The 23553-nt window shown below is 71.7% G+C and carries 16 protein-coding genes; 14 read left to right on the top strand and 2 right to left on the bottom strand.

What is annotated here, in order from left to right; genetic code table 11:
* The first annotated feature begins 23 nt into the window (after window positions 1-23).
* The 12 genes from ABZS58_RS20005 to ABZS58_RS19950 all read left to right on the top strand — a co-directional run bounded on the left by ABZS58_RS20005 (window position 24) and on the right by ABZS58_RS19950 (window position 17975).
* Window positions 24-1319, top strand: a complete 1296-nt coding sequence (locus ABZS58_RS20005; RefSeq protein WP_354783459.1) for a glutamyl-tRNA reductase — start codon at window positions 24-26, stop codon at window positions 1317-1319.
* On the top strand, window positions 1316-2245 hold the full coding sequence (hemC, locus tag ABZS58_RS20000; protein WP_354783457.1) for a hydroxymethylbilane synthase: 930 nt from the start codon (window positions 1316-1318) through the stop codon (window positions 2243-2245). The genes ABZS58_RS20005 and hemC overlap by 4 nt, the downstream gene beginning before the upstream one ends.
* Window positions 2229-3812, top strand: a complete 1584-nt coding sequence (locus ABZS58_RS19995; protein WP_354783455.1) for a uroporphyrinogen-III synthase — start codon at window positions 2229-2231, stop codon at window positions 3810-3812. Before hemC ends, ABZS58_RS19995 begins: the two co-directional genes overlap by 17 nt.
* 21 nt (window positions 3813-3833) lie before the next feature.
* Complete coding sequence (hemB, locus tag ABZS58_RS19990; protein WP_354783453.1) at window positions 3834-4814, top strand: porphobilinogen synthase; 981 nt, start codon at window positions 3834-3836, stop codon at window positions 4812-4814.
* Window positions 4815-5081: 267 nt separating this feature from the next.
* Window positions 5082-6053, top strand: a complete 972-nt coding sequence (galE, locus tag ABZS58_RS19985; protein WP_354783451.1) for a UDP-glucose 4-epimerase GalE — start codon at window positions 5082-5084, stop codon at window positions 6051-6053.
* 40 nt (window positions 6054-6093) lie between these two features.
* Entirely contained in the window at window positions 6094-8118 is a 2025-nt protein-coding gene (locus tag ABZS58_RS19980; RefSeq protein ID WP_354783449.1) for a hypothetical protein, read from the top strand.
* A 10-nt stretch (window positions 8119-8128) separates the two neighbouring features.
* Window positions 8129-9592 (top strand): GT4 family glycosyltransferase PelF, encoded by a 1464-nt coding sequence (pelF, locus tag ABZS58_RS19975; protein ID WP_354783447.1) that lies wholly within the window; start codon window positions 8129-8131, stop codon window positions 9590-9592.
* 33 nt (window positions 9593-9625) lie between these two features.
* Window positions 9626-11077: a hypothetical protein gene (locus ABZS58_RS19970; protein WP_354783445.1), complete on the top strand. Its 1452-nt coding sequence runs from the start codon at window positions 9626-9628 to the stop codon at window positions 11075-11077.
* Window positions 11074-11721, top strand: coding sequence for a spherulation-specific family 4 protein (locus ABZS58_RS19965; RefSeq protein ID WP_354783443.1), 648 nt, complete (start codon window positions 11074-11076; stop codon window positions 11719-11721). The genes ABZS58_RS19970 and ABZS58_RS19965 overlap by 4 nt, the downstream gene beginning before the upstream one ends.
* Entirely contained in the window at window positions 11718-12626 is a 909-nt protein-coding gene (locus ABZS58_RS19960; RefSeq protein ID WP_354783441.1) for an endo alpha-1,4 polygalactosaminidase, read from the top strand. Before ABZS58_RS19965 ends, ABZS58_RS19960 begins: the two co-directional genes overlap by 4 nt.
* Window positions 12627-13004: 378 nt before the next feature.
* Window positions 13005-15806, top strand: a complete 2802-nt coding sequence (locus tag ABZS58_RS19955) for a PQQ-dependent sugar dehydrogenase (RefSeq protein ID WP_354783439.1) — start codon at window positions 13005-13007, stop codon at window positions 15804-15806.
* A 69-nt stretch (window positions 15807-15875) separates the two neighbouring features.
* A complete protein-coding gene (locus ABZS58_RS19950; RefSeq protein WP_354783639.1) occupies window positions 15876-17975 on the top strand; it encodes a ThuA domain-containing protein in 2100 nt (699 codons plus the stop codon).
* 111 nt (window positions 17976-18086) lie between these two features.
* Here ABZS58_RS19950 and ABZS58_RS19945 read toward each other — a convergent pair whose 3' ends face one another.
* Together ABZS58_RS19945 and ABZS58_RS19940 are read right to left on the bottom strand one after the other, a co-directional pair.
* Window positions 18087-19082, bottom strand: a complete 996-nt coding sequence (locus tag ABZS58_RS19945) for a GNAT family N-acetyltransferase (RefSeq protein WP_354783637.1) — start codon at window positions 19080-19082, stop codon at window positions 18087-18089.
* A gap of 67 nt (window positions 19083-19149) precedes the next feature.
* Complete coding sequence (locus tag ABZS58_RS19940) at window positions 19150-20049, bottom strand: lytic murein transglycosylase (RefSeq protein ID WP_354783437.1); 900 nt, start codon at window positions 20047-20049, stop codon at window positions 19150-19152.
* 232 nt (window positions 20050-20281) lie between these two features.
* Here ABZS58_RS19940 and ABZS58_RS19935 point away from each other — a divergent pair, with 232 nt between their 5' ends.
* Both ABZS58_RS19935 and ABZS58_RS19930 read left to right on the top strand, forming a co-directional pair.
* Window positions 20282-20494, top strand: coding sequence for a zinc ribbon domain-containing protein (locus ABZS58_RS19935; RefSeq protein WP_354783435.1), 213 nt, complete (start codon window positions 20282-20284; stop codon window positions 20492-20494).
* 269 nt (window positions 20495-20763) lie between these two features.
* Window positions 20764-23466 carry an adenylate/guanylate cyclase domain-containing protein gene (locus ABZS58_RS19930; RefSeq protein ID WP_354783433.1) on the top strand — a complete coding sequence of 901 codons (2703 nt, stop codon included), beginning with the start codon at window positions 20764-20766 and terminating at the stop codon, window positions 23464-23466.
* Window positions 23467-23553 lie beyond the last annotated feature (87 nt).

Below are 23553 nucleotides of genomic sequence, written 5' to 3'. Positions count from 1 at the left end.
CGGACCGCAGCGCGGGTGACGGCATGACCGGCTCCAACCTGCTCGTCGTCGGGATCTCGCACCGGACCGCCGGAGTCCCGCTCCTGGAGCGCCTCGCCGTCAGCGGCGACGAGCTGCCCACCCTGCTCGCCGACATCGCCGCCCAGCCGTACATCGACGAGGCCGTCGTCCTGTCGACCTGCAACCGGGTCGAGATCTACGCCGCCGTCACCGCCTTCCACGGCGCCCTCGCCGACATCGGCGGCGTCCTCGCCACCCGCGCGGCGACCACCGTCGGCGACCTCGCCGGCCGGCTCTACGTCCACTACGAGGTCGACGCCGTCCGCCACGCCTTCCGCGTCGCCGCCGGCCTCGACTCCATGGTCGTCGGTGAGGCGCAGATCCTCGGGCAGCTCCGCGACGCCTACGGCACCGCCGCCGATCAGGGCACCGCCGGCCGCGTCCTGCACGAGCTGCTGCAGCAGGCGCTGCGCGTCGGCAAACGCGTCCACGCCGAGACCGAGATCGACCGCGCCGGGCAGAGCGTCGTCAGCGCCGCCCTCGCCTACGGCCAGGGCGCCACCGGCCCCGTGGAAGATCGCCCTGCCCTTGTCATCGGCGCCGGCGCGATGGGCGCCCTGTCCCTCGCCACGCTGCGCCGCGCCGGCGCGAACCCGCTGTACGTCACCAACCGTGGCCACGAGCGGGCCGAACGCCTCGCCGAGCTGCACGGCGCCATCGCAGTGCCGTACGCCACCCTGCCGACCGCACTCGAGCAGGTCGACGTCGTCGTCAGCGCCACCGCCTCACCCGAGCCGGTCCTGGACGCGGCCCTCGTCGGCGCCGCCGGTCACCCACTGCTCATCCTCGACCTTGCCCTGCCGCGCGACGTCGCACCCGGCGTCGGCGACCTGCCCGGCATCACCCTCGTCGACATCGAGCTGCTGTCCGAGTCGCTGTCCACGACCGCCGACGCCGAGCAGCGCGCCGCCGAGGACATCGTCGCCGGCGAGGTCGAGGCGTTCCTCACCTGGCTGCGCGGCGCCGACGTCGCACCGACCGTCGCCGCCCTGCGCGCCCGCGCCGACGAGGTCGTCGAGGCCGAGCTCGGCCGGCTCGCCCAGCGCTGCCCCGAGCTCACCGACACGCACCGTGCCGAAGTGGCCCACAGCATCCACCGGATCGTCCAGCGACTGCTCCACCAGCCGACCGTCCGGGTCCGGCAACTCGCCGCCGAACCCGGTGGCGAGGCATACGCTCAGGCGCTCCGGGAACTGTTCGACCTGCAGATCCCCACATCAGACATCGACCCGGCCGCCGCAGGCGAGGTGCACCCATGACCTACAAACTCGGCACACGGGGCAGCGCGCTGGCCATGGCGCAGTCCGGCACCGTCGCCGCCGCCGTCCGCGAGCGGACCGGCCGCGACGTCGACCTCGTCGAGATCGTCACCCCCGGCGACCGCTCCAGCGCGCCCATCCAGACCCTCGGCGTCGGCGTCTTCGTCTCCGCCCTGCGCGACGCGCTGCTCGCCAAGGAGATCGACTTCGCGGTCCACTCGTACAAGGACCTGCCGACCGCGCCCGCCGACGGTCTCGTCATCGCCGCCGTCCCGCCGCGTAACGACCCCCGCGACGCGCTCGTCGCCCGCGGCGGCCTCACCCTCAACGAGCTGCCCGTCGGCGCCCGCATCGGCACCGGCGCCCTGCGCCGCGTCGCCCAGCTCAACGCCCTCGGCCGCCGGTTCGAGCCGCTGCCGCTGCGCGGCAACGTCGACACCCGCCTGCGCAAGCTCGCCGAGGGCGAGTTCGACGCGATCGTGCTCGCCCACGCCGGCCTGACCCGCCTCGGCCGCGCCGCCGAAGCCACCGAGGTCCTCGACCCGCTGCTGATGCTGCCCGCCCCCGCGCAGGGCGCACTCGCGGTCGAGTGCCGGGAAGACGATGCCGAGCTGCGCGAACTCCTCGCCGCGCTCGACGACGAATACACCCGCGCGGCGGTCACCGCCGAGCGGGCGCTGTTGGCCGAGCTCGAGGCGGGATGCTCCGCCCCGATCGCGGCACTGGCCGAGGTCGCAGAAGGCGACGACGGCCCGGAGATCTATCTGCGCGGTGCGGTCTTCAGCCCGGACGGCGGGTTCGCCCTCCGGCTGTCACGCACCGGAACGCTCGCCGACGCCGCGGAGGTGGGCCGAGCCTTGGCCCGTGACCTGCGCGAAGAAGGCGCCGACAACGCACTGGGAGTGCAGCATGACCCGCACCCGTAAGGGCAGCACCGGCCGGATCGCCTTCGTCGGGGCCGGCCCCGGCGATCCAGGCCTGCTGACGCGTCGCGCCCATGAGGCGCTGGTGTCCGCCGACCACATCGTCTACGACCGCAACGTCCCCGAGTCGCTGCTCAGCGTGATCCGCGCCGACGCCGACCCCGAGACGCAGTTCTCCCCTGCCGAGGGAGCGCCCGGCGACGTCGCCAAGGTGCTGCTGTCCGCCGCCCGGTCCGGGCTGCGCGCCATCCACCTCGTCGGCGGCGACCCGCTCGCCCACGACACCGTCCTCAAGGAGGTGCAGGCCGTCGCCCGCACCGCCGTCCCGTTCGAGGTCGTCCCCGGCATCGGTCAGGCCGCGGGCGTCGCCACGTACGCCGGTGTCCCGCTGCCCGGGGTCCGCGTCACCGCCGACGTCGACGACGTCCAGTCCGTGGACTTCGAGTCGATCGCCGCCGCCGTCAGCCGGGGCTCCTCCGCCCTCGCCGTCGACGCCGGTGACCTCGCCGCCGTCCGCGACGGGCTCCTCGCCGCCGGCGTCGACGCGAGCACCCCCGTCTCCGTCACCGGCGACGGCACCGGCGAGACCCAGTACAGCTCCGCCACCACCGTCGACAGCATGGTCGCCGCCGCCCTCGGCTTCGCCGGGCGGGTCGTGCTCTGCCTCGGCTCCGGCGTCGCCCAGCGCGAGAAGCTCGGCTGGTGGGAGAACCGGCCCCTGTACGGGTGGAAGGTCCTCGTCCCCCGCACCAAGGAGCAGGCCGGCGCGATGAGCGAGCGGCTGCGCGCCTACGGCGCCATCCCGTGCGAGGTCCCGACCATCGCCGTCGAGCCGCCCCGCACCCCGGCGCAGATGGAACGCGCGATCAAGGGCCTCGTCGACGGCCGCTACGCGTGGACGGTCTTCACCTCCGTCAACGCCGTCCGCGCCGTCTGGGAGAAGTTCGCCGAGCACGGCCTCGACGCCCGCCACTTCGGCGGCGTCAAGGTCGCCTGCATCGGCGAGGCGACCGCGGAGGCCGTCCGCGGCTTCGGCATCGTCCCCGAGCTCATCCCCGCCGGCGACCAGTCCTCCGAGGGGCTCCTCGCCGAGTTCTCCCCGCACGACGAGATCCTCGACCCTGTCGGCCGGGTGCTGCTGCCCCGTGCCGACATCGCCACCGAGACCCTCGCCGCCGGGCTCACCGAACTCGGGTGGGAGGTCGACGACGTCACCGCCTACCGGACCGTCCGCGCGGCCCCGCCGCCGGCCGACATCCGCGACGCCATCAAGTCCGGCGGCTTCGACGCGGTCCTCTTCACCTCGTCGTCCACCGTCCGCAACCTCGTCGGCATCGCCGGCAAGCCGCACGCCCGCACCGTCGTCGCCGTCATCGGTCCCAAGACCGCCGACACCGCCGTCGAGTTCGGGCTCCGCGTCGACGTCCAGCCGCCGCACGCCTCCGTGCCCGACCTGGTCGAGGCGCTCGCCGGCTACGCCGTCGAACTGCGCGAGAAGCTCGCCGCGATGCCCGCGAAGCAGCGCCGCGGCTCCAAGGTCCAGGGCCCGACCGCGCTGCGGTTCCGGTAGAAGTCTGCAGGAGGTTCCGTCATGGCTGGTTACCCGACCGTCCGCCCACGCCGGCTGCGTCGTAACCCAGCGATGCGACGGCTCGTCGCCGAGACACACGTCGAGCCGTCGAACCTCATCCTGCCCATGTTCGTCAAAGAGGGCCTCACCGAGCCGCGACCCATCTCGTCGCTGCCCGGCGTCGTCCAGCACTCGCGCGAGTCCCTGCGGAAGGCCGCCGTCGAAGCGGCCCAGGCAGGGCTCGGCGGCATCATGCTCTTCGGCGTCCCCGAGACCCGCGACGAGACCGGCTCCGCCGGCACCGACCCCGACGGCATCCTCAACGTCGCCATCCGCGACGTCGTCGCCGAGGTCGGTGACGCGACCGTCGTCATGAGCGACCTGTGCCTCGACGAGTTCACCTCACACGGGCACTGCGGCCTGCTCGACGCCAACGGCGAGGTCGACAACGACGCCACCCTGGCCGCGTACGCCGACCTGGCCGTCGCCCAGGCCACGGCCGGCGCCCACGTCCTCGGCCCCTCCGGCATGATGGACGGCCAGGTCGGCGTCGTCCGGCGGGCCCTGGACGCGGCCGGATTCACGGACGTGTCGCTGCTCGCGTACGCCGTCAAGTACGCCAGCGCCTTCTACGGCCCCTTCCGCGAGGCCGTCGAGTCCGCCCTGGTCGGCGACCGCAAGACCTACCAGCAGGACCCCGGCAACCTCCGCGAGGCGCTGCGCGAGGTCGCCCTCGACGTCGCCGAGGGCGCCGACATGGTCATGGTCAAGCCGGCCCTGCCGTACCTGGACGTGCTGACCAGGGTCGCCGAGTCGGTCGACGTGCCGGTCGCCGCCTATCAGGTCTCCGGCGAATACGCGATGGTCGAGGCCGCGGTCGCCAACGGCTGGCTCGACCGCGACCGCGTCGTCCTGGAGACCCTCACCTCGATCCGCCGCGCCGGCGCCCAGCTGATCCTCACGTACTGGGCGCTGGACGCCGCCCGCCTGCTCCGCCCCTGACACTTTCGCCCCACAGGTGCCGGGCATGCGCGCGGACCGCGTTGAGCAGCGCGCCGGTCGAGTCGCCGGGCGTTGCGGAGCGCCCCACTCCCTCAGGACGTACATTTCGGGCGTTTCGCCATAAAAAGGGAATGCGCAGGTCCAGCCGGGGTGCACACTGGAGTTACGGGACCGGTGGAGGGACTTCGGTAGGACTTTCGGGTGCACCAACTGTCAGGAACCCGACAGTTGCCCGATTCGTAGTGATAGACCCTCGTTGCCCCCATCGTGAGATGGCTTGTCACTGGAGGCGCCGGATACATCGGCGCGCACGTCGTCACCGCCCTCGGTGAGTCCGGAGTCGAATCGGTCGTCGTCGACGACCTCTCGACCGGGCGCGCCGCCCGCCTGCCACTCGGTGTGCCGCTGGTGCGCGCCGACGTGCGCGACAGCACCACGATGCGCGAACTGTTCCGCCGCTATCGGCCCGATGGCGTCATCCACCTCGCCGCCCGCAAGGACGTCGCCGAGTCGACCGCCCATCCGCTGCGCTACTACCAGGACAACCTCGACGGCCTGCGGTCCGTCCTCGCCGCCGTCGCGGCCACCGGCACCCCATCGGTCCTGTTCTCCTCCAGCGCCGCCGTGTACGGCACCCCGCCGCGCTCACCGGTCACCGAACTCGACCGCACCGCACCCGAGAACGCCTACGGCCGGACCAAACTGATCGGCGAATGGATGCTGCGCGACGCGGCCGCCAGCGCAGGCTTCGGCTGGTGCGCGCTGCGCTACTTCAACGTCGCCGGCGCCGGCGCGCCGCACCTGCGCGACACCGGCGGCACCAACCTCGTGCCGCGCCTGCTGCAGGCCGCCGCACGGGGCATCCCCGCGACCGTCTACGGCGACGACTACCCGACCCCGGACGGCACCGCCGTCCGCGACTACGTGCACGTCGCCGACATCGCCGACGCGCACGTCAGCGCCGCCCTCGCGCTGCGGCACCGGGAGATCCACGACGAGATCCTCAACATCGGCCGCGGCGAAGGCGCCTCCGTCCTGCAGATGATCGACGCCGTCGCCGCCGCGCTCGGCCACCCACTGCCGTACGTCACGGAACCCCGCCGGGCCGGTGACCCCGCAGCGGTCGTCGCCTCCCCGGCCCGCATCCGCGAACTGCTCGGCTGGCGCGCCCGCCACGACCTCGACGACATCGTCACCAGCGCCGCCGCACAACCCGTCCCGGAGACCCAAGCAGCCTGAAACGCAATGCCCCCGAAGATCCCCCCGAAGGAGCAGCACGTTGAAGTTACTGATCCGCCGGCGAGTCCTCGCCGGTGCCTGCGCGCTCGTCGCCGTCACCGGCCTCCTCGTCGCCCCACCAGCCCTCGCCGCGGCGCCGAAGCAGCGCATCGACCTGCGCGTCCTCGTCCTCGACGACGGCAGCACCGGGATCGACATGCTCCGCGCCCAGCTCGACCGTGAAGGCGTCCCCCACGACGCGATCCAGCTCGCCGCCGCCGGCCGCCAGCAGATCACCGCCGCCTTCCTCGCCGACTCCGTCAGCGGCGTCCGCCGCGCCAAGTTCCAGGGCGTGATCGTGCCGAACGAGAGCGCGGTCACCGGCACCGAGGCGGCCGCCCTCGCCGACTTCGAACGCGAATTCAAGATCCGCCAGATCGACGCATACACCTGGGCGAACCCCGGCGTGGGCCAGGACCTCGCGTGGAGCGGCGTCCTCGACGGCGCCACCATGAACGTCACCGACGCCGGCAAGACCGCCGGCTTCGGCTACCTCAACGGCACGGTCCGCATCGACGACCGCGACCCTGACGTGATCGAGTCCTACGGATACCTCGGCACGAAGGCGAGCACCCTGCCCGCCGGCGCGACCTTCACACCACTGGTCACCGGCTCGGTCCAGAACGCCCCGACCGGCTCACTGATGGGCGTCTACACCCACGACGGCCGCGAAGAACTCGTCGTCACACTCGCCGCGAACCGCTACCAGACCCACGCGATGGAACTCGGCCACGGCCTCATCACCTGGCTCACCAAGGGCATCCACCTCGGATACACCCGCAACCACCTCAGCGTCCACATCGACGACGTGCTCCTGCCCGACGACCGGTGGGACACCACCCACAACTGCACCGTCGGCGACGACTGCGGCCCCGGCGTGCAGAACACCCCGATCCGGATGACACCCGCCGACGTCCAGGCGCTGATCGCGTGGCAGCGGGCCAACAACCTGAAACTCGACGTCGCGTTCAACGGCGGCGGCAGCGTCGAGGCCAGCACCGGCGACCCACTGACCACCGCCCTGGTGAACAACAAAGGCCAGTTCCGCTGGATCAACCACACCTACGAACACCCGTACCTCGGCTGCGTCCAGGACTTCACCGTCGCACCGTGGAAATGCGCGACCGACGGCTACGGCGCCACCAGATGGGCGACGCAGGCCGAGATCACCACACAGATCAAGTCCAACGTCGACTGGGCGAAGAGCAAAGGCATCACCATCGACGCCGGCGAACTCGTCACCGGCGAACACTCAGGACTCAAGACGCTGCCGCAGATGCCGGCCGACAACCCCAACCTCGCCCCCGCGCTGAACGCCACCGGCGTCAAGTACATCGCCTCCGACGCCAGCCGCGAACAGACCACCCGCGGCATCGGCAACGCCGTGACCGTGCCCCGCTACCCGATGAACATCTACTACAACGTGGCCACGAAGGCCGAAGAGGTCGACGAATACAACTGGATCTACACCAGCCGGGCCAACGGCGGCAGCGGGATCTGCGAGAACAACCCCGCGTCCACCTGCATCACCCCGCTCGGCGCGAACGGCTTCGAGACGTACATCGTGCCGATCGAAGCCCGCATCGCCTACGACCACATCGTCTCGACCAGCCCGGCGCCGCACTACGCGCACCAGTCGAACCTCGCCGAGGACCGCATCCTCTACCCCGTCCTCGACGCCGTCCTCGACCGGTACGCCGCCACGTACACCAGCGCCACCCCCGTCGTGAACCCGAAGTTCGCCGACACCGCCCTGCAGAACAAGCGGCAAGCGGCGTGGACCGCGGCGCTGCAGGCCCGCTCCGTGGAGGCCTACACCCTCGACGGGCGCGTCACCATCGTCAACAAGGGCACCGGCGCCCTCGACATCCCGATCACCATGCCCAACGGGACCAAACTGATCACCATCTCCCTGCTCGGCATCGAAATCGTCGGCGGCACCTTCGGCGACGCCTACGGCGGCGAGCGCTCCACCTGGAGAAACCTGGCCCGCAACGGCACGCAGCAGCTGAAGCTCGGCAGCTGAGGTCCGCGCCGTGCGTGTCGTCCTCGTCAACGAAGGCACCTACCCGTACGTCACCGGCGGCGTCAGCACCTGGTGCGACCAGCTGGTGCGTGGACTGTCCGATGTGGACTGGGACCTCATGGCCATCGTCGGCACCGAGCCGGACCGGCCCGCGGTCGAACTGCCCGGCAACGTCCGGTCACTCACCGCGGTCCCGGTCTGGGGCGCCGCCCGCCCCACCCGCGGCAAGCCCGAACGGGCCGCCGCACGGCTGTGCCGGGGGATGCTCGGCGACACCGCGGCCGACCTGGTCGTCTTCACCGAGGGGCTGCGTGAGCTCGCCGAGCTCGCGCGGCCCCGCCCGGGCCGGTTCTCCAAGACCCGCACCGGGCGCCACCCCCTCGCCGGGGCCAGCCTCGCCGACATCCTGCTCGACGCGTGGGCCCGCGCCCGGGCGGACGGCATCCACCTGCCACGACTCACCCTCCGCGACGCGGACGTCGCCGGTGTACTGCTGGAACACGCCCTCCGACCGCTGGCCGCCGAGATCCCGCAAGACGCCGACCTGGTGCACGCCAACGCCAACGGACTGTCGTCCATGGTCGCCCTGGCCGCGAAATGGCGCACCGGCGTGCCGTTCCTCATGACGGAACACGGCGTCTACCTCCGGGAGCGGTACCTCGCCCCCGGCGACCAGTCACCCGGCGTGAAAACCGCGCTGCTGCGCTTCCACCGCGCCCTCGCCCGGCTCGCCTACTGGGAGTCGGACCTCATCACCCCCGTCAGCGGGTTCAACTCACGGTGGGCGGTCCGGCACGGCGCCGACCCGGCGAAACTCGCCGTCATCGGCAACGGCGTCGACCCCGCCCGCTTCCCGCCGCTCGTCGGCGAACCCGCCGACCCCGTCATCTCCTGGGTCGGACGGATCGACCCGCTCAAGGACCTGGAGACCCTCATCCGCGCCCTCGCCGTCGTCCGGGAAACAGCGCCGCAGGCACGGCTGCACCTCGCCGGGCCCGTCCCCGCCGGCAACGAGGCCTACGCCGCCGCCTGCCGCGACACCGCCGCGAACCTCGGACTCACCGACGCCGTCACCTGGGCCGGCCCGTGCTCGTCCAGCCGCGACGCCTTCGAGGTCGGGCAGATCGCCGCGCTGTCCAGCATCTCCGAAGGCATGCCCTACACGGTCCTCGAAGCCATGATGTGCGGCCGGCCGACCGTCAGCACCGACGTCGGCGGCGTCGCCGAAGCCGTCGGCGACGCCGGGCTCGTCGTGCCACCGCGCGACCCGCGGGCATTCGGCGAGGCGTGCGTCGCACTGCTCACCTCACCGGACCTGCGGGCCGTGACCAGTCACCGCGGTCAGCAGCGGGCGCTACAGCAATACACGCTGGACCGTTGCCTGACCGCCTACCGCGGCCGGTACCTGCAACTGACGGACACCCGCGTCGTCGCCTCAGCACCCGTCCCCGACCAGATCCTGGTGCCCGCGTGAACAGCCCGACGCTGACCGGAAAGCGGTGCCCGCATGAGCGCTGACTCGCTGCTCATGGTGCCGACGCAGCGGCGGGCCCGGCCACCGCTGCTGGACCGCGGCGAACCGCTGCGGTTCGTCGGGCGGGTCTCCACCGACCCCGTCGCCGCCCTCGCCGACCGGATGCTGGAAGACTGCGTCAGCGCCGTCGACGTCGACGAGGTCGCCGCGATCCTCGAAGCCAACGGCATCAACGACCGCGTCGCCGACCGCGAATACGGGCTGCCGTCGGTCTTCGCACTCGCCGGACGCGTCGTCGCCCGCACCATCGACACCGCACACACCGTCGTCCAGTCGACACCGCCGGAAGACGGCCCCACACCACGCGCCGTCGTCACCGACACGCTCACCCGGGCCGCGATCTACCTGACCCCCCTGGCGATCGGGCTCGGCGCCGCCACCGAGGTCGACGGCGCGCCGCAACTCGCCACCACCGGCACGCTCCTGCTCGGCTGGGGCGGCGGACAGGCCCTGTCATACCTCGGCTACCGGGCACTGTCCGAGCGGGGCGTCACCGCCGCCGCCCGCCTCCTCGGCGCCGGGTTCCTCAGCGTCGCCGCCCTGTGGTCGCTCGCACTCGCCGGCAACGGCCTACGGGCGTACACCATCGCCGCCGTGCAACTCGCGTTGTTCGCGGTCGCCGCCGTCGCCCTCGTCACCGGCCGCGAACGCGTCGTCCTCGCCGCCGCCGCGCCCTGCTGGATCGCCACCGCGTTCGTCGCCCTCGGCTCCGGCCGGTGGGCGGTGACCGCGCTGCTGTGCGGGGTCGCGGCCCTGCTCGCCGTCGCGTTCCGCCCCGTCCTCGGCGCCGACGTCAGCGGCCGGATGCCGTGGCGACGATGGCGGTCGTGGCGCGGCGACATCGGCTACGCCCTGCTCTACGGCCTCGTCGGCACCGGCCAGGCCGCGCTGCTGCGGGCCGTCGCCCTCGACGGGATCGCACCCCACCGGGTGCCCGTCGAGGCCGTGCCCCTGCTCGTCGGGGTCCCCCTGATCGAGCTGACGCTGGTCTGGCATCAGCGGCGCATCGCGTACGCCCGTGCCGTCCTCGCCGACCGGGGCGCGTTCGACCGGCGGCTCGCCCGGATCAGCAAAGGCACCGTCGCCGTCCTGTGCGTCCCCGTCGCGCTCGGCGCCGCGATCGCCGGCGCCGTCTGGCTCGGCGTCGCCGGACCCGGCGGACAATCCCTCGCCGCCGCGATCCTGCTCACCGGTGTGTACGCGCTGTGCCTCGTCCTCGCCGCGCACGGCCGGGCCGGCACCGCCGCCCTCGTCGTCTGGTGGCCGACCCTGCTCGTCGCGGGCGTTGGGCACTGGGCACCCGCACTCGTGCACGTGGCACCCACGTTCACCGAAACCCTCGCCGTCGCGACCCTGCTCGGAGCCGGCCTCCCCGGCCTCGCCGTCGCGGCGCTCGTCCTGCGTGACCCGGAGAGTTACCGATGATGCTCCTGCCGATGTACGTCCACCCCCTCGCCGACCCCGACGCGTGGGAGGCGCTGTGCCGCAGCACCGAACGCCCCACCGCGATCGTCAACGTCCACAACGGCCCCGGCGGCGCCGACCGCGACGAGGTGTACGCCGTCGCGACCGCCCGCCTGCACCGCAGCGGCGTCCGCATGCTCGGCTACGTCGACCTCGACTACGGCCGTCGCGCCAACGGGGAGGTCTGGTGCGACATCGTCGGCTGGGCGCGGTATCCGGTCGGCGGTATCTTCTTCGATCAGGTGCCGGCGGACGCGGCCGGCCTGGCCTACGTGACACAGGTGGTGCGGGCGGTGCGCGGATCGGTGGTCCTCAACCCCGGCACCAGGTGCCTGCCCGGCTACGCCGACCTCGCCGACGTCGTGTGCACCTTCGAAGGCCCCTGGGAGTCCTATGTGGACGCCCCGCCGGCGTACGGGCTGCCCGACGGCCGCGACTGGCCGAACGCGGCGCACCTCGTCTACGGCGTTCCCACCGAACGCCTCGGCGCCGCCACCGCCCTGCTGCTCTCGCGGGCCCCGCACGGCCTCGTCACCGACCTCGTCGCCCCCCTGCCGTACGAGGGCATCCCGACGGTCGTGCGCGAGCGGGCGGCGGCACGGTGACCGGCCGGCGGCTCCGCTTCGCCCTGTGCGGACTGGTCCTGCTGACCGTCCTGTACGCCGCCGCCTGCACGACCACCGGCGACGACGACCCGGACGAGGGCCGCGGCACCCCGAAGACCGCCGCCGTCCCCCCGTCCGGCCTCGGCGGTCTCGGCCCGGCGTCCCCGCCCGCTGCTTCGTCTTCCCCGCCACCCGCCCCCGCCGGCTGGTGGAAGCCCGCGGTCGGGGTCACCTGGCAGTGGCAGCTGACGGGCACCCTCGACACGTCGGTGGCCGCCGACGTGTACGACGTCGACGCCGTCACCACGTCCGCCGCGGACGTCGCTCGCCTGAAGGCGGCCGGTCGCCGCGTCATCTGCTACGTCAACGCCGGCGCCCACGAGGACTTCCGCGCCGACGCCGGCAACTTCCCCGAATCGGTGCGCGGCAAGGGCCTGGAGGGCTGGCCGGGGGAGAAGTGGCTCGACATCCGCCGCTGGGACACCCTGGAGCCGCTGCTGGCCGCGCGCTTCAAGATGTGCAAGGACAAGGGCTTCGACGCCGTCGAACCCGACAACGTCGACGGCTACGCCAACAACAGCGGCTTCCCGCTCACCGCCGAGGATCAGCTCACCTTCAACCGCCGGGTCGCCGACCTCGCCCACGGCCTCGGCCTCGCCGTCGGCCTGAAGAACGACGTCGAACAGGCCGAGGCGCTGGCGCCCGCGTTCGACTTCGCGGTCAACGAGGAATGCGCCCACTACGACGAGTGCGACACCCTCAAGGTCTTCATCGCCGCCGGCAAGCCCGTCTTCCACGTCGAATACGACGTCGACACCGCCAAGTTCTGCCCCAAGACCACCGCCCTGCGCTTCTCGTCGATGAAGAAGAAGGAAGACCTCGACGCCTGGCGCCAGACCTGCTGAGCCGGCACGCGACCGGGCCGGTCCCGGCGCTCCTTCCAAACCTGAGCCTACACCCACCGACCAAATTTCTTGTCGGCCCGGACATCCACCATACTGCATCGTTCGGCCGCAATGAAACGGTGACTTTTGGTTAGGCCAGCGAAAGTTCATGCCAAGGCATCGGAAAGTGTGGACAGGTTGGTTCGAAGCTCTTAGTGTGTCCTGCACGACACTGGAGTGTTTCGTCAATGTATCCGCCGGCAGCGGGCACATCGACGAGCATCCCGGCGTCACGGAGGCTCACGGCATCCGGCGCGGCGGCGCGCGCCCTGCCTGGCACGTTCAGTCAGGGAAGGGACCACAATGAACCAACAACCCTCACGTCATCGATGGCGGACGATGGGTGCCGCTCTGCTTCTTGTCTCGGCGAGCGTCAGCGCCCTGGTCGTCCAGGCCGCGCCCGCGGCGGCGGCGATCAACGCGGCCGACTTCCAGCAGGTCACGCTCGCCAAGGGTGAGCCCGAGGTCGGCGAGCCGCTGACCATCTCGGTCCTGCCCGACCGCTCGGTCCTGCACACCGCCCGCAACGGCACGCTGCGCCGGACCGACGCCAACGGCACCACGAGCGTGATCGCCAACATCCCCGTCTACCAGCACGACGAGGAAGGCCTGCAGGGCGTCGCGGCAGACCCGAACTTCGCCACGAACCGCTACATCTACCTGTACTACGCGCCCCCGCTGAGCACCCCCGCGGGCGACGCGCCGGCCACCGGCACCGCCACCGACTGGGCCACCTGGACCGGGGTCAACCGCCTCTCCCGGTTCACGCTCAACGCGAACTTCACCGTCAACATGAGCAGCCAGGTCGACGTCCTGGACGTGCCCGCCAACCGGGGCATCTGCTGCCACGTCGGCGGCGACATCGACTTCGACGCGGCCGGCAACCTGTACCTGTCGACCGGTGACGACTCCAACCCGTTCGACTCCGCGGGCTACTCGCCGCTGGATGAGCGGACGAACCGCAACCCGGCGTACGACGCGCAGCGGTCCGCGGGCAACACCAACGACCTGCGGGGCAAGATCCTGCGGATCAAGGTCAACGCCAACGGCACGTACAGCGTCCCGTCGGGCAACCTGTTCGCGCCGGGCACCGCCAACACCCGGCCCGAGATCTACGCGATGGGCTTCCGCAACCCGTTCCGGATGAGCGTCGACAAGGCCACCGGCATCGTCTACGTGGGCGACTACGGCCCCGACGCAGGCACCACCGACGCCAACCGCGGCCCGTCCGGGCAGGTCGAGTTCAACCGGATCACGTCGCCGGGCAACTACGGCTGGCCGTACTGCACCGGCTCGAACACCAGCACCGAGATCTACAACGAGTGGAACTTCTCCAACGGCACCACCGGCGCCAAGTACAACTGCGCCGGCGGCCCGACGAACAACTCGTTCCGCAACACCGGCCAGACCACGCTGCCCGCGGCGCGCCCGGCCTGGATCAAGTACGGCGGCGACTCCGGCTCCCCGGCCGAGTTCGGCGGCGGCTCCGAGTCGCCGATGGGCGGCCCGGTGTACCGCTACGACGCCGCGAACCCGTCGGCGACGAAGTTCCCGGCCGCGTTCAACGGCATGTTCTTCGCCGGTGAGTTCGGGCGCGGGTGGATCAAGCCGATCGTCGTCAACAGCGACGGCAGCCGCGGCGCGATCGACACGTTCCCGTGGGGCGGCAAGCAGGTCATGGACATGCAGTTCGGCCCCGACGGCTCGCTGTACGTCCTGGACTACGGCACCGGCTACTTCAACGGCGACGCCAACTCGGCCCTGTACCGCTACGACTACGTCGGCGGCGGCAACCGCGCCCCGACCGCGGTCGCCGGCGCGAACAAGACCTCCGGTGCGGCGCCGCTCGCGGTGACGTTCTCCTCCGCCGGGTCCAGCGACCCCGAGGGCGGGCCGCTGACCTACTCGTGGGACTTCGACGGCAACGGCACCCAGGACTCGACCGCCGCCAACCCGTCGTACACCTACAACACCAACGGCACCTACACCGCGACCCTGACGGTGCGGGACAACCAGAACGCCCCCGCCACGTCCAGCGTGCTGATCAGCGTCGGCAACACCGCGCCGACGGTCACCATCAACGCGCCGGCGTCCGGGCAGCTGGTGTCCTTCGGCGACAGCGTGCCGTGGAGCGTCACGGTCAGCGACCCCGAGGACGGCACGATCGCCTGCTCGCGGATCACCATGACCTACGTGCTCGGTCACGACCAGCACGCCCACCAGATCACCTCGCAGACCGGCTGCACCGGCACGATCAACATCCCCGTCGACGGTGAGCACGACGACGCGGCGAACATCTTCCCGATCTTCGACGCGCAGTACACCGACAACGGCGGGCTGACCGTCCACGCGCAGAACATCCTGCAGCCGCGCAAGCGGCAGGCCGAGCACTACAAGACCAGCTCGGGCATCAACCAGTTCACCAAGACGACGGCCGAGGGCGGCAAGACGGTCGGCGACATCAACAACGGCGACTGGATCCAGTTCGACCCGTACAAGCTGAACAACGCCACCTCGGTGGCCGTGCGGGCGTCGTCCGGTGGCACCGGCGGCACCGTGCAGTTCCGCACCGGCTCGCCGACGGGCACGATCATCGGCTCCGCGACGATCCCGGTCACGGGCTCGTGGGAGACGTTCACGACGGTCACCGCTCCGATCAGCGGGGCGCCCGCCGGCACCACGTCGCTCTACGTGACGTTCGCCGGCACCGGCACCGCCGCCCTGCTGGACCTGGACAGCTTCACGTTCACGACCAGCAGCGGCGGCATCGGGCCGGTGAAGGGTCTGGCCGGCAAGTGCCTCGACGTGCGCGGCGCAGCGACCGCCGACGGTACGCAGATCCAGCTGTACACCTGCAACGGCACCAACGCGCAGACCTGGACCCGCTCCGGTCAGACGCTCCAGTCGCTCGGCAAGTGCCTGGACATCTCCGGTGGCGGCAGCGCCGACGGTACGAAGATCCAGCTGTGGACGTGCAACGGCTCCGGTGCGCAGAACTGGGCGCCGAACGCCGACGGCACGCTGCGCAACCCGCAGTCGGGCAAGTGCCTCGACGTGTCCGGCAACAACTCCGCGGACAGCACGATCGTCCACCTGTGGACGTGTGGCACCGGCGCCAACCAGAAGTGGACCCTGCCCTAACGAGGTGATCGGGCGCCCGTGCCGCCACACGGGCGCCTCCCTCCCTGCTAAGGAGATTCCGTGCGCAGAATTCTCGCCGGAGCGGGCGCCGCCATCGCCCTCGCCGCCGGCACCCTTTCCGCCGCCACCCCGGCCGTCGCCGCCGACGCGCCCTACGACGTGCTCGTGTTCTCCAAGACCGCCGGCTTCCGGCACGACGCCATCCCGGCCGGCGTCACCGCGATCCAGCAGCTGGGCGCGGCGAACAACTTCACCGTCACGGCCACCGAGGACGCCGCCGCGTTCACCACCGGCAACCTCGCGCAGTACGAGACCGTCGTCTTCCTGAACACCACGGGCGACGTCCTCAACGACACCCAGCAGACCGCGTTCGAGTCGTACGTGCGCGGCGGCGGCGGTTACGTCGGCGTCCACGCGGCCGCCGACACCGAATACAGCTGGCCGTTCTACGGCAACCTCGTCGGCGCCTGGTTCGCATCGCACCCGGCGATCCAGCAGGTCAACTCGAAGACCGAGAACCGGGCCCACCCGGCGACGGCGCACCTGCCGCAGACCTGGACCCGCACCGACGAGCTGTACAACTACCAGACCAACCCGCGCACCAACGCGCGCGTCCTGGCCACGCTCGACGAGTCGTCCTACTCCGGCGGCTCGATGGGCGCGGACCACCCGATCACCTGGTGCAAGACGATCGACAGCGGCCGCTCGTTCTACACCGGCTTCGGGCACACCCAGGAGTCGTACGCGGACGGCAACTTCCGCAACGAGCTCCTCGGCGGCATCCGGTACGCCTCGAAGCGTGCCAAGGCCGACTGCCGGTCGGAGAGCGGCTACACCGCGATCTACAACGGCTCCACGACCGGCTGGTCGCAGGCCGGCCCCGGCAGCTTCAGCAACACCGACGCCACGCTGACCTCCGTCGGCGGCATGGGCCTGTTCTGGTACAGCGCGAAGCAGTACACCTCGTACTCGCTGAAGGCGGACTGGCGGCTCACCGGCGACAGCAACTCCGGCATCTTCGTCGGCTTCCCGAACCCCGGCACCGACCCGTGGGTCGCCGTCAACCAGGGGTACGAGATCCAGATCGACGCGACCGACGCCGCCGACCGCACCACGGGCGCCATCTACACGTTCAAGTCCGCGGACATCGCGGCCCGCGACGCGGCGCTCAACCCGGCCGGCGAATGGAACACCTACGAGCTGCTGGTCGAGGGCCAGCGGATCCGGGTGTACCTCAACGGCACCCAGATCAACGACTTCACCAACGCCGACCCGAACCGCAACCTCGACGGGTACATCGGCATCCAGAACCACGGCACCGGCGACACCGCCTCGTTCCGCAACGTGCGGATCAAGGACCTGGGCACCAACCCGCAGCCGACCGACGTGACCGTGCAGGCGGAGTCGTTCACCTCCGTCAACGGCGCGCAGGCCTTCACCAAGGCGGGCGCCAACAACGGCCAGACCCTCGGTTACATCGACCCGGGCGACTGGGCCGGCTACAACAACGTCAATGTCGGCGGCGCCACGTCCTTCCGGGCGCGGGTCGTGTCCGGCGGCGCGGGCGGCCAGATCCAGATCCGCAACGGTTCCCAGACCGGCACGATCCTCGGCACCGTCAACGTGCCGAACACCGGCAGCTGGGACACCTACGCCAACGTGACGACCACGCTGTCCGGCGTCCCGTCGGGCAACGCGAACATCTTCCTCACGTTCACCGGCACCGGCACCGGCCTGTTCGACGTCGACGACATCACGTTCGTGAAGACCTCGACACCGCCGACCGGGGTGGGCCCGATCAAGGGTCTCGCCGGCAAGTGCCTCGACGTCCGCTCCAGCGGCACCGCCGACGGCACCCAGATCCAGATCTACACCTGCAACAACTCGAGTGCGCAGACCTGGACCCGCAACGGCCAGACCCTGCGGGCGCTCGGCAAGTGCCTGGACATCTCCGGTGGCGGCAGCGCCGACGGTACGAAGATCCAGCTGTGGACGTGCAACGGCTCCGGTGCGCAGAACTGGGCGCCGAACGCCGACGGCACGCTGCGCAACCCGCAGTCGGGCAAGTGCCTCGACGTGTCCGGCAACAACTCCGCGGACAGCACCGTCGTGCACCTGTGGACCTGCGTCGCCGGCCCGCCCGCGAACCAGAAGTGGATCCTTCCGTAACGGACCGCCGCTGATGAGGGCCCCGGGGCAGTCCCCGGGGCCCTCGTCGTGTGCGTGTTTCGACCACTTGGGGACCTTTGTCCAAGGCCCCTGGGTACCTGGCTGATCCGACTACTTGAGGCGGCGCAGCAGGTCGATGACGTCGGCGTCGTACTCGCGCCACTCACGGTCGGGCTTGAAGCCGAGCTCCGCGTTGACCTTCAGCAGCGGCTCGTTCTCCGTCGCGTTCCACGTCTGCACGTCCAGCAGGTGCGGCTCGGCGGCGCGCAGCTCGAACAGCATCCTGGCCTTGATCGCCCGGCTGATGCCGTAGCCGCGGTGTGTGGGCACCTCGATGGTGTCGTACTGGTCGGCGCGGGTCGGCCGCTGCGCGGGCACCACGACCTCGGTGAGGCCGGCGATCGTGTCCGTCGCCTCGTGCACCGCGAGCACGATGTAGGGCTTCAGGCCGCGCGCGTGCAGCGTCCCCAGGCTGGCCCGCAGCCGCTCCGCGTCATAGGAGCTCGGGCGCAGCGCCAGGTCCTCCACGACCGCGGCCCGGGCCGCCTCCTTCGCCGCCGCGTAGCCCGCGTAGTGCTGCTCCGGCGGGCCGCCCGGGTAGTACTCGACCCGGTAGCCCGCGCCGATGCCGGCGGCCATCTCGCCCAGCCGCAGCCAGTCGACGCCGCCGAGGTCCAGCAGGTTGCGCTGCTCGATGAACGCGCAGTCGAAGCCGAACGACTCGAAGAACTTGATGCTCGGGGTGCCGCCGATCACCTCGACGCCGACGGACTCGAAGCCCTCCTCGGCGGCGCGGCGGGCGACCGCCGCGAGCAGGGCGGTGCCGACGTGACCGCGGCGCGCCGCCGGGCGCACCGACAGCTCCAGCACCCCGATCTCCTCCAGCGCGAGCAGGCTCGCGTGTCCGAGCACCTCACCGGAGGAGTCCACGGCCAGCCACGATGTGCGTCGCTCGCCGGGCATCGTCACCGCGAGGTATTCCCGGAACTTGACGTCACGCCACGGTGGGTCCTCCGGCATGTCGAACGCCACGATCTCGTTCAGCGCCCGCAGCACCGCCTCGAGCTCGGCCGCGGACGCGGTCCCTGGGTCCCACTCGCGCACCATCACGGAGTCAAGCTTGCCTACCTTTGTGGCTCAGCGGAAGTACCGCGCCGCAGAGCGTGGCCTTCATCTACCCCGTACGGTCGCGCCGGCCGTAGTCATTCGTGGCGTTGAACACCGATGTGCGGTACTCCTCCGGGATGTTGTACGCGTGGATGGCGGCGTTCCAGCCCTCCACCGTGGAGAGGTCACGGCCACCGGAGCACAGGTAGACGGCGGCGGTCAGGGACGCGTCGTCGATGTCGTTGACGTCGGTCACCCCGTCGGCGTCGGCGTCCACGCCGAACTGCTTCCAGGTGCTCGGCAGGAACTGCATCGGCCCGACCGCGCGGTCCCAGGTCTTGTCGGTGTCGATCTGGCCGCCGTCGGTGTCCGCGATCGCCTGCCGGTTGCTCTGCCCGTCCAGCGGCGGGCCGATGATCGGCGGCACCGACTTGCCGTCCTCCTGCACGAGCGAGCCGTTGGTCCTGCCGTGGTCCGACTCGATCTTCGCGATGCCGGCGAGCGTGGTCCAGGTCAGCTTGCATCCGGGTGTGGTGCGCGCCGTGATCAGCTCCGCGTAGCCATACGCCTGCATGGCCACCGGCGGGATGTTCAGCTTCACCGCGCGCGGACCGGCCCACGCGGCCAGGACGTCGGAGGGGCGCTCCTTGGTGCCGGGCGGCGGGGCGAACGTCGTGGGCGGCTGCTGCGGCACGGGTGCCTCGCCGGTCTCGATCGCGCCGGGCGTCGCCGACGGTGGCGGCGGGGCGGAGCTGCCGGCCCGCGGCTCGGACACCGCCGGGACCAGGAACCGGCCTGAGGCGAACGCGGCACCGAGGACCAGCGCGAGGGCGAGTCCGGCGGCGACCGCGCGGCCGGAGGGCCGGCGCAGCCAGACCCGCAGGCCCTCGAAGCGCGGCGGCCGGGTCTGCAGGACGTCCACCACGGCGGCGCCGTCGGCGGGATCCTTGGCCGCGTGCTTCGGCACGTGCCGCTGCATAGGCACCTTCGGTGACGTCGATTTGACCAGATCCACCGCTTTTCTACCGTGATTCGATGGTGAGTCCGCCTCATCAGGCGTGGGTGAACGAATCGCGGTCACCGAGAGTGTGTCCACTGTGGTGGGTCGCTGCTCGCTGGGCTCGGGACCGTGCTTCTGTGCCACACCGTCGAGTATTCCGAATTCCCGCTCGCGTGTCACCGTCGCCTAACCTGTGGGGATGCCTCGTTACGAGTACCGGTGCAGGGCCTGCGGCGACACGTTCGAAGTCCAGCGCCCGATGAGTGAAGCCAACGCGAACGCCGCGTGTCCGTCGGGCCACGACGACACGGTGAAGCTGCTGTCGACCGTCGCGGTGGGCGGTGTCAACGCCGCGGGTGCCCCGCAGCGTCCTTCTGGTGGCGGATGTTGCGGCGGCTCGTGCGGTTGTTGATGCCATTGTTACGGGTCGGTTTCGTCATAGTCGCCGTACGGCTTTGATGTTGTGGCCTTGCGTGCCACAACTCTGTCGGTCACGTTCTCGTTACGTCACGCGAAACCCACTCGAGCTTTACCCCCGTATGCTTGCTGACCTGCTTGGACGGTCGCAGACCGGCATCTGTTCGACCTTGAGGCCGACCGGTGGGGACCGTTTCTACGATGCGCGTGACCCATGGGTGGGGAAATATGGGTCACGCCTGAAAAGGGAGGCGGAGGTTTCACGTGTCGGCGCGGACGCATCTGCCCAGCGGGCTGGTGACATTCCTGTTCACCGACATCGAGGGCTCGACTCGACTGGCCCAGATGCTCGGGACGGGGTATCGGCCGGTGCTCCAGGAGCACCGGCAGGTGATCCGCCGCGCACTGTCCAAAGCGGAAGGTGTCGAACTCTTCACCGAGGGTGACTCTCTTTTCGTCGCGTTCGCGGACGCCGGCGCCGCGCTCACCGCGTGCGTCGAGGCGCAGCGCGAGCTCGCCGCCCACGACTGGCCGACCGCGGCCGACGGCACCGACGGCCGGCCGAAGGTCCGCATGGGCCTGCACACCGGCTTCGCCGAGCCCTACGGCGGCGAGTACACCTCGCCCGAGGTGCACCGCGCGGCCCGCGTCGCCGCCGCCGCCCACGGCGGCCAGGTGCTGTGCTCCGCGGCCACCGCCGCCCGCGTCGGTGACCTCAGCGACAGCGGCGGCCCCGGCGGCGAGGCGTTCCTGCTCGACCTGGGCCTGCACCGGCTGCGCGGCTTCGACGGCTGCGAGCGGATCTTCCAGCTGGTCGCGCCCGGCCTAGACCGCCAGTTCCCCCGGCCGCGCACCATCGACGCGCCCGCCCACAACCTGCCGGTGCAGACCACCCGGTTCATCGGCCGGGCCACCGAGCGCGCCGCCGTGCGCGACCTCATCGGCACACACCGCATCGTCACCGTCGTCGGCGCCGGCGGCGCGGGGAAGACCCGCCTCGCCGTCGAGGCCGCCGGTGAGCTGGTCGAGCGGTTCCGCGACGGGGTCTGGTTCGCCGACCTCAGCGCCGTGGCCACCAGTGACCTCGTCGACGTCGCCGTGGCCGCCGCGGTCGGGCTGCGCCCCGAGCCGGGCCGGCCCGTCATCCAGACCCTCGCCGACCACGCCCGCGACCGGCGGATGCTGATCCTGCTCGACACCTCCGACGCGCAGCTGCCCGCGGCCCGGCGGCTCGTGTCGAGGCTGCTGTCCGCCGGGCCGGCGATCACCGTCCTGGCGACCAGCCGCGAGCCGCTCGGCCTGCCCGGCGAGGTCGTCTGGCGGATCCCGCCGCTGTCGGTCGAGGCGGCCAGCGGCGGAGGCTTCAGCGACGCCGTCGCCCTGCTCGTCGACCGGGCCTCCGCCGCCCGGGGCGGGCGGCCCGTCGAGCCCGGCGACATCGCCCAGCTCACCCGCGTCGCCGAGGCCCTGGAAGGGCTGCCGCTCGCCCTGGAGCTCGCCGCGGCCCGGCTGCGGCTGCTGTCCGCCGCGCAGCTGGCGGCCCGCATCGACGACGTGCTCGGCACGCTGGACGCCGGGCGCAGCGTGGCCGCCGACGCCGACGCGCCGAGCAACCGGCACCGCACCATGCAGGCCGCGGTCGACTGGTCCTACCGGACGCTCGACGACCGCGCCGCCCGGCTGCTGCGCCGGCTGTCGGTCTTCGCCAGCCCCGTCGACCTGCCCGCGATCGAATGGCTGCACGACGGCGACCCCCTCGACCCCCTGGCCACCCTCGTCGACAAGTCGCTGCTGCAGGCCGAGGCCGGTGCGACGAACGCCACCTACCGGATGCTCGACCCGATCCGCGCGTACGCCGCCCGGCTGCTCGTCGAGGCCGGCGAGGAGGAGCAGGCCCGGGAGCGGCACGTCGCCTGGTGCCTGCAGGCCGCCCACGACGCCTACCTCGACGCCGACGGGCGGCCCGTCACCCTGTCGCTGTACACGCTCGACCCGCTCGCCGACGAGCTGCGGGCCGCCCTGCACTGGACCGTCACCCGTGGCAGCGCCCGCCAGGGCCTCGCCGTCGCCGGGGCGCTGGACCAGTGGTGGCGGGAGCGCGGCCTCGTCCGGGAGGGACGCATGTGGCTGTTCCGCCTGTACGAGCGGATCAGCGCGACCGGAGAGCCCGTCCCCGACGCGGAGCTGGCCGCCGCCTATCACCTGCACTCCCTGCACGCCGGAGCCGACGGGGAGACCGTCGAGGAGCTGCGCTTCTCCCAGCGGGCCGAGGCGGCCGCCCGGCGGGCCGGCGACCCCGGGCTCATCGCGCGGGTCCTCGCCGGGCGGGGCGCGCCGCTGCTGGACCTGGGCCGCTTCGACGAGGCCGAACGCTCCTGCCGGGAGGTCATCGCCCTCGCCGACGAGCAGGGCGTCGCCGGGGAGACCCTCTTCGCCGTCTACGCGCTCGCCCAGCTGCTCTGGCGCCGGGGCGCGCTCGACGAGGCGGCCGACCTGCTGGCATCGGCTCGTACCCTGGAGAACTCGCGACCGATGGAGCGCGGCCGGCGCACGGTCGACATGCTCCTCGGGCTCGTCGCGCTGTCCCGCGGCGACCTGGTCGCGGCGCACGACCACCTGATCGTCGCGCTGCGGTCGCGCATGAGCTTCGGCTTCCACCTGCGGGTCTGCGAGACGCTGATGGCGATCGCGGTGCGCTGCCGCATGGCCGGGGAGACCGGCACCGCGGCCCGGCTGTTCGGCGCCGCGCAGGCGGCCAGAGTCCGGTTGCGCTGCTCCGCCGGGGGTTTCGGCACGTACTGGACGGAGCAGCAGGCGGCGCTACGCGCCTCGATGGGCGACGCGGACTTCGACGACGCCTACGTCGCCGGCGCCGCGCTGGGCCTGGAGGAGTCCGTGGCCCTCGCGCTGACGATCGAGCACCCCGACCTGGTGGCCGGCTCGATCCGCTTCTCCGCCGCCGAATAGGCATTCGCAGATGGAATGGCAGGTCCGGCGGGGGGTTGCCCCACTGACCTGCCATCCCACCTCAGGGAGGGCTCACCGACGTGATCG

This window comes from Dactylosporangium sp. NPDC005555 (genome assembly GCF_040605635.1).
Taxonomy (GTDB): Bacteria; Actinomycetota; Actinomycetes; order Mycobacteriales; family Micromonosporaceae; genus Dactylosporangium.
This window is presented reverse-complemented; position numbering and strand designations above follow the sequence as displayed.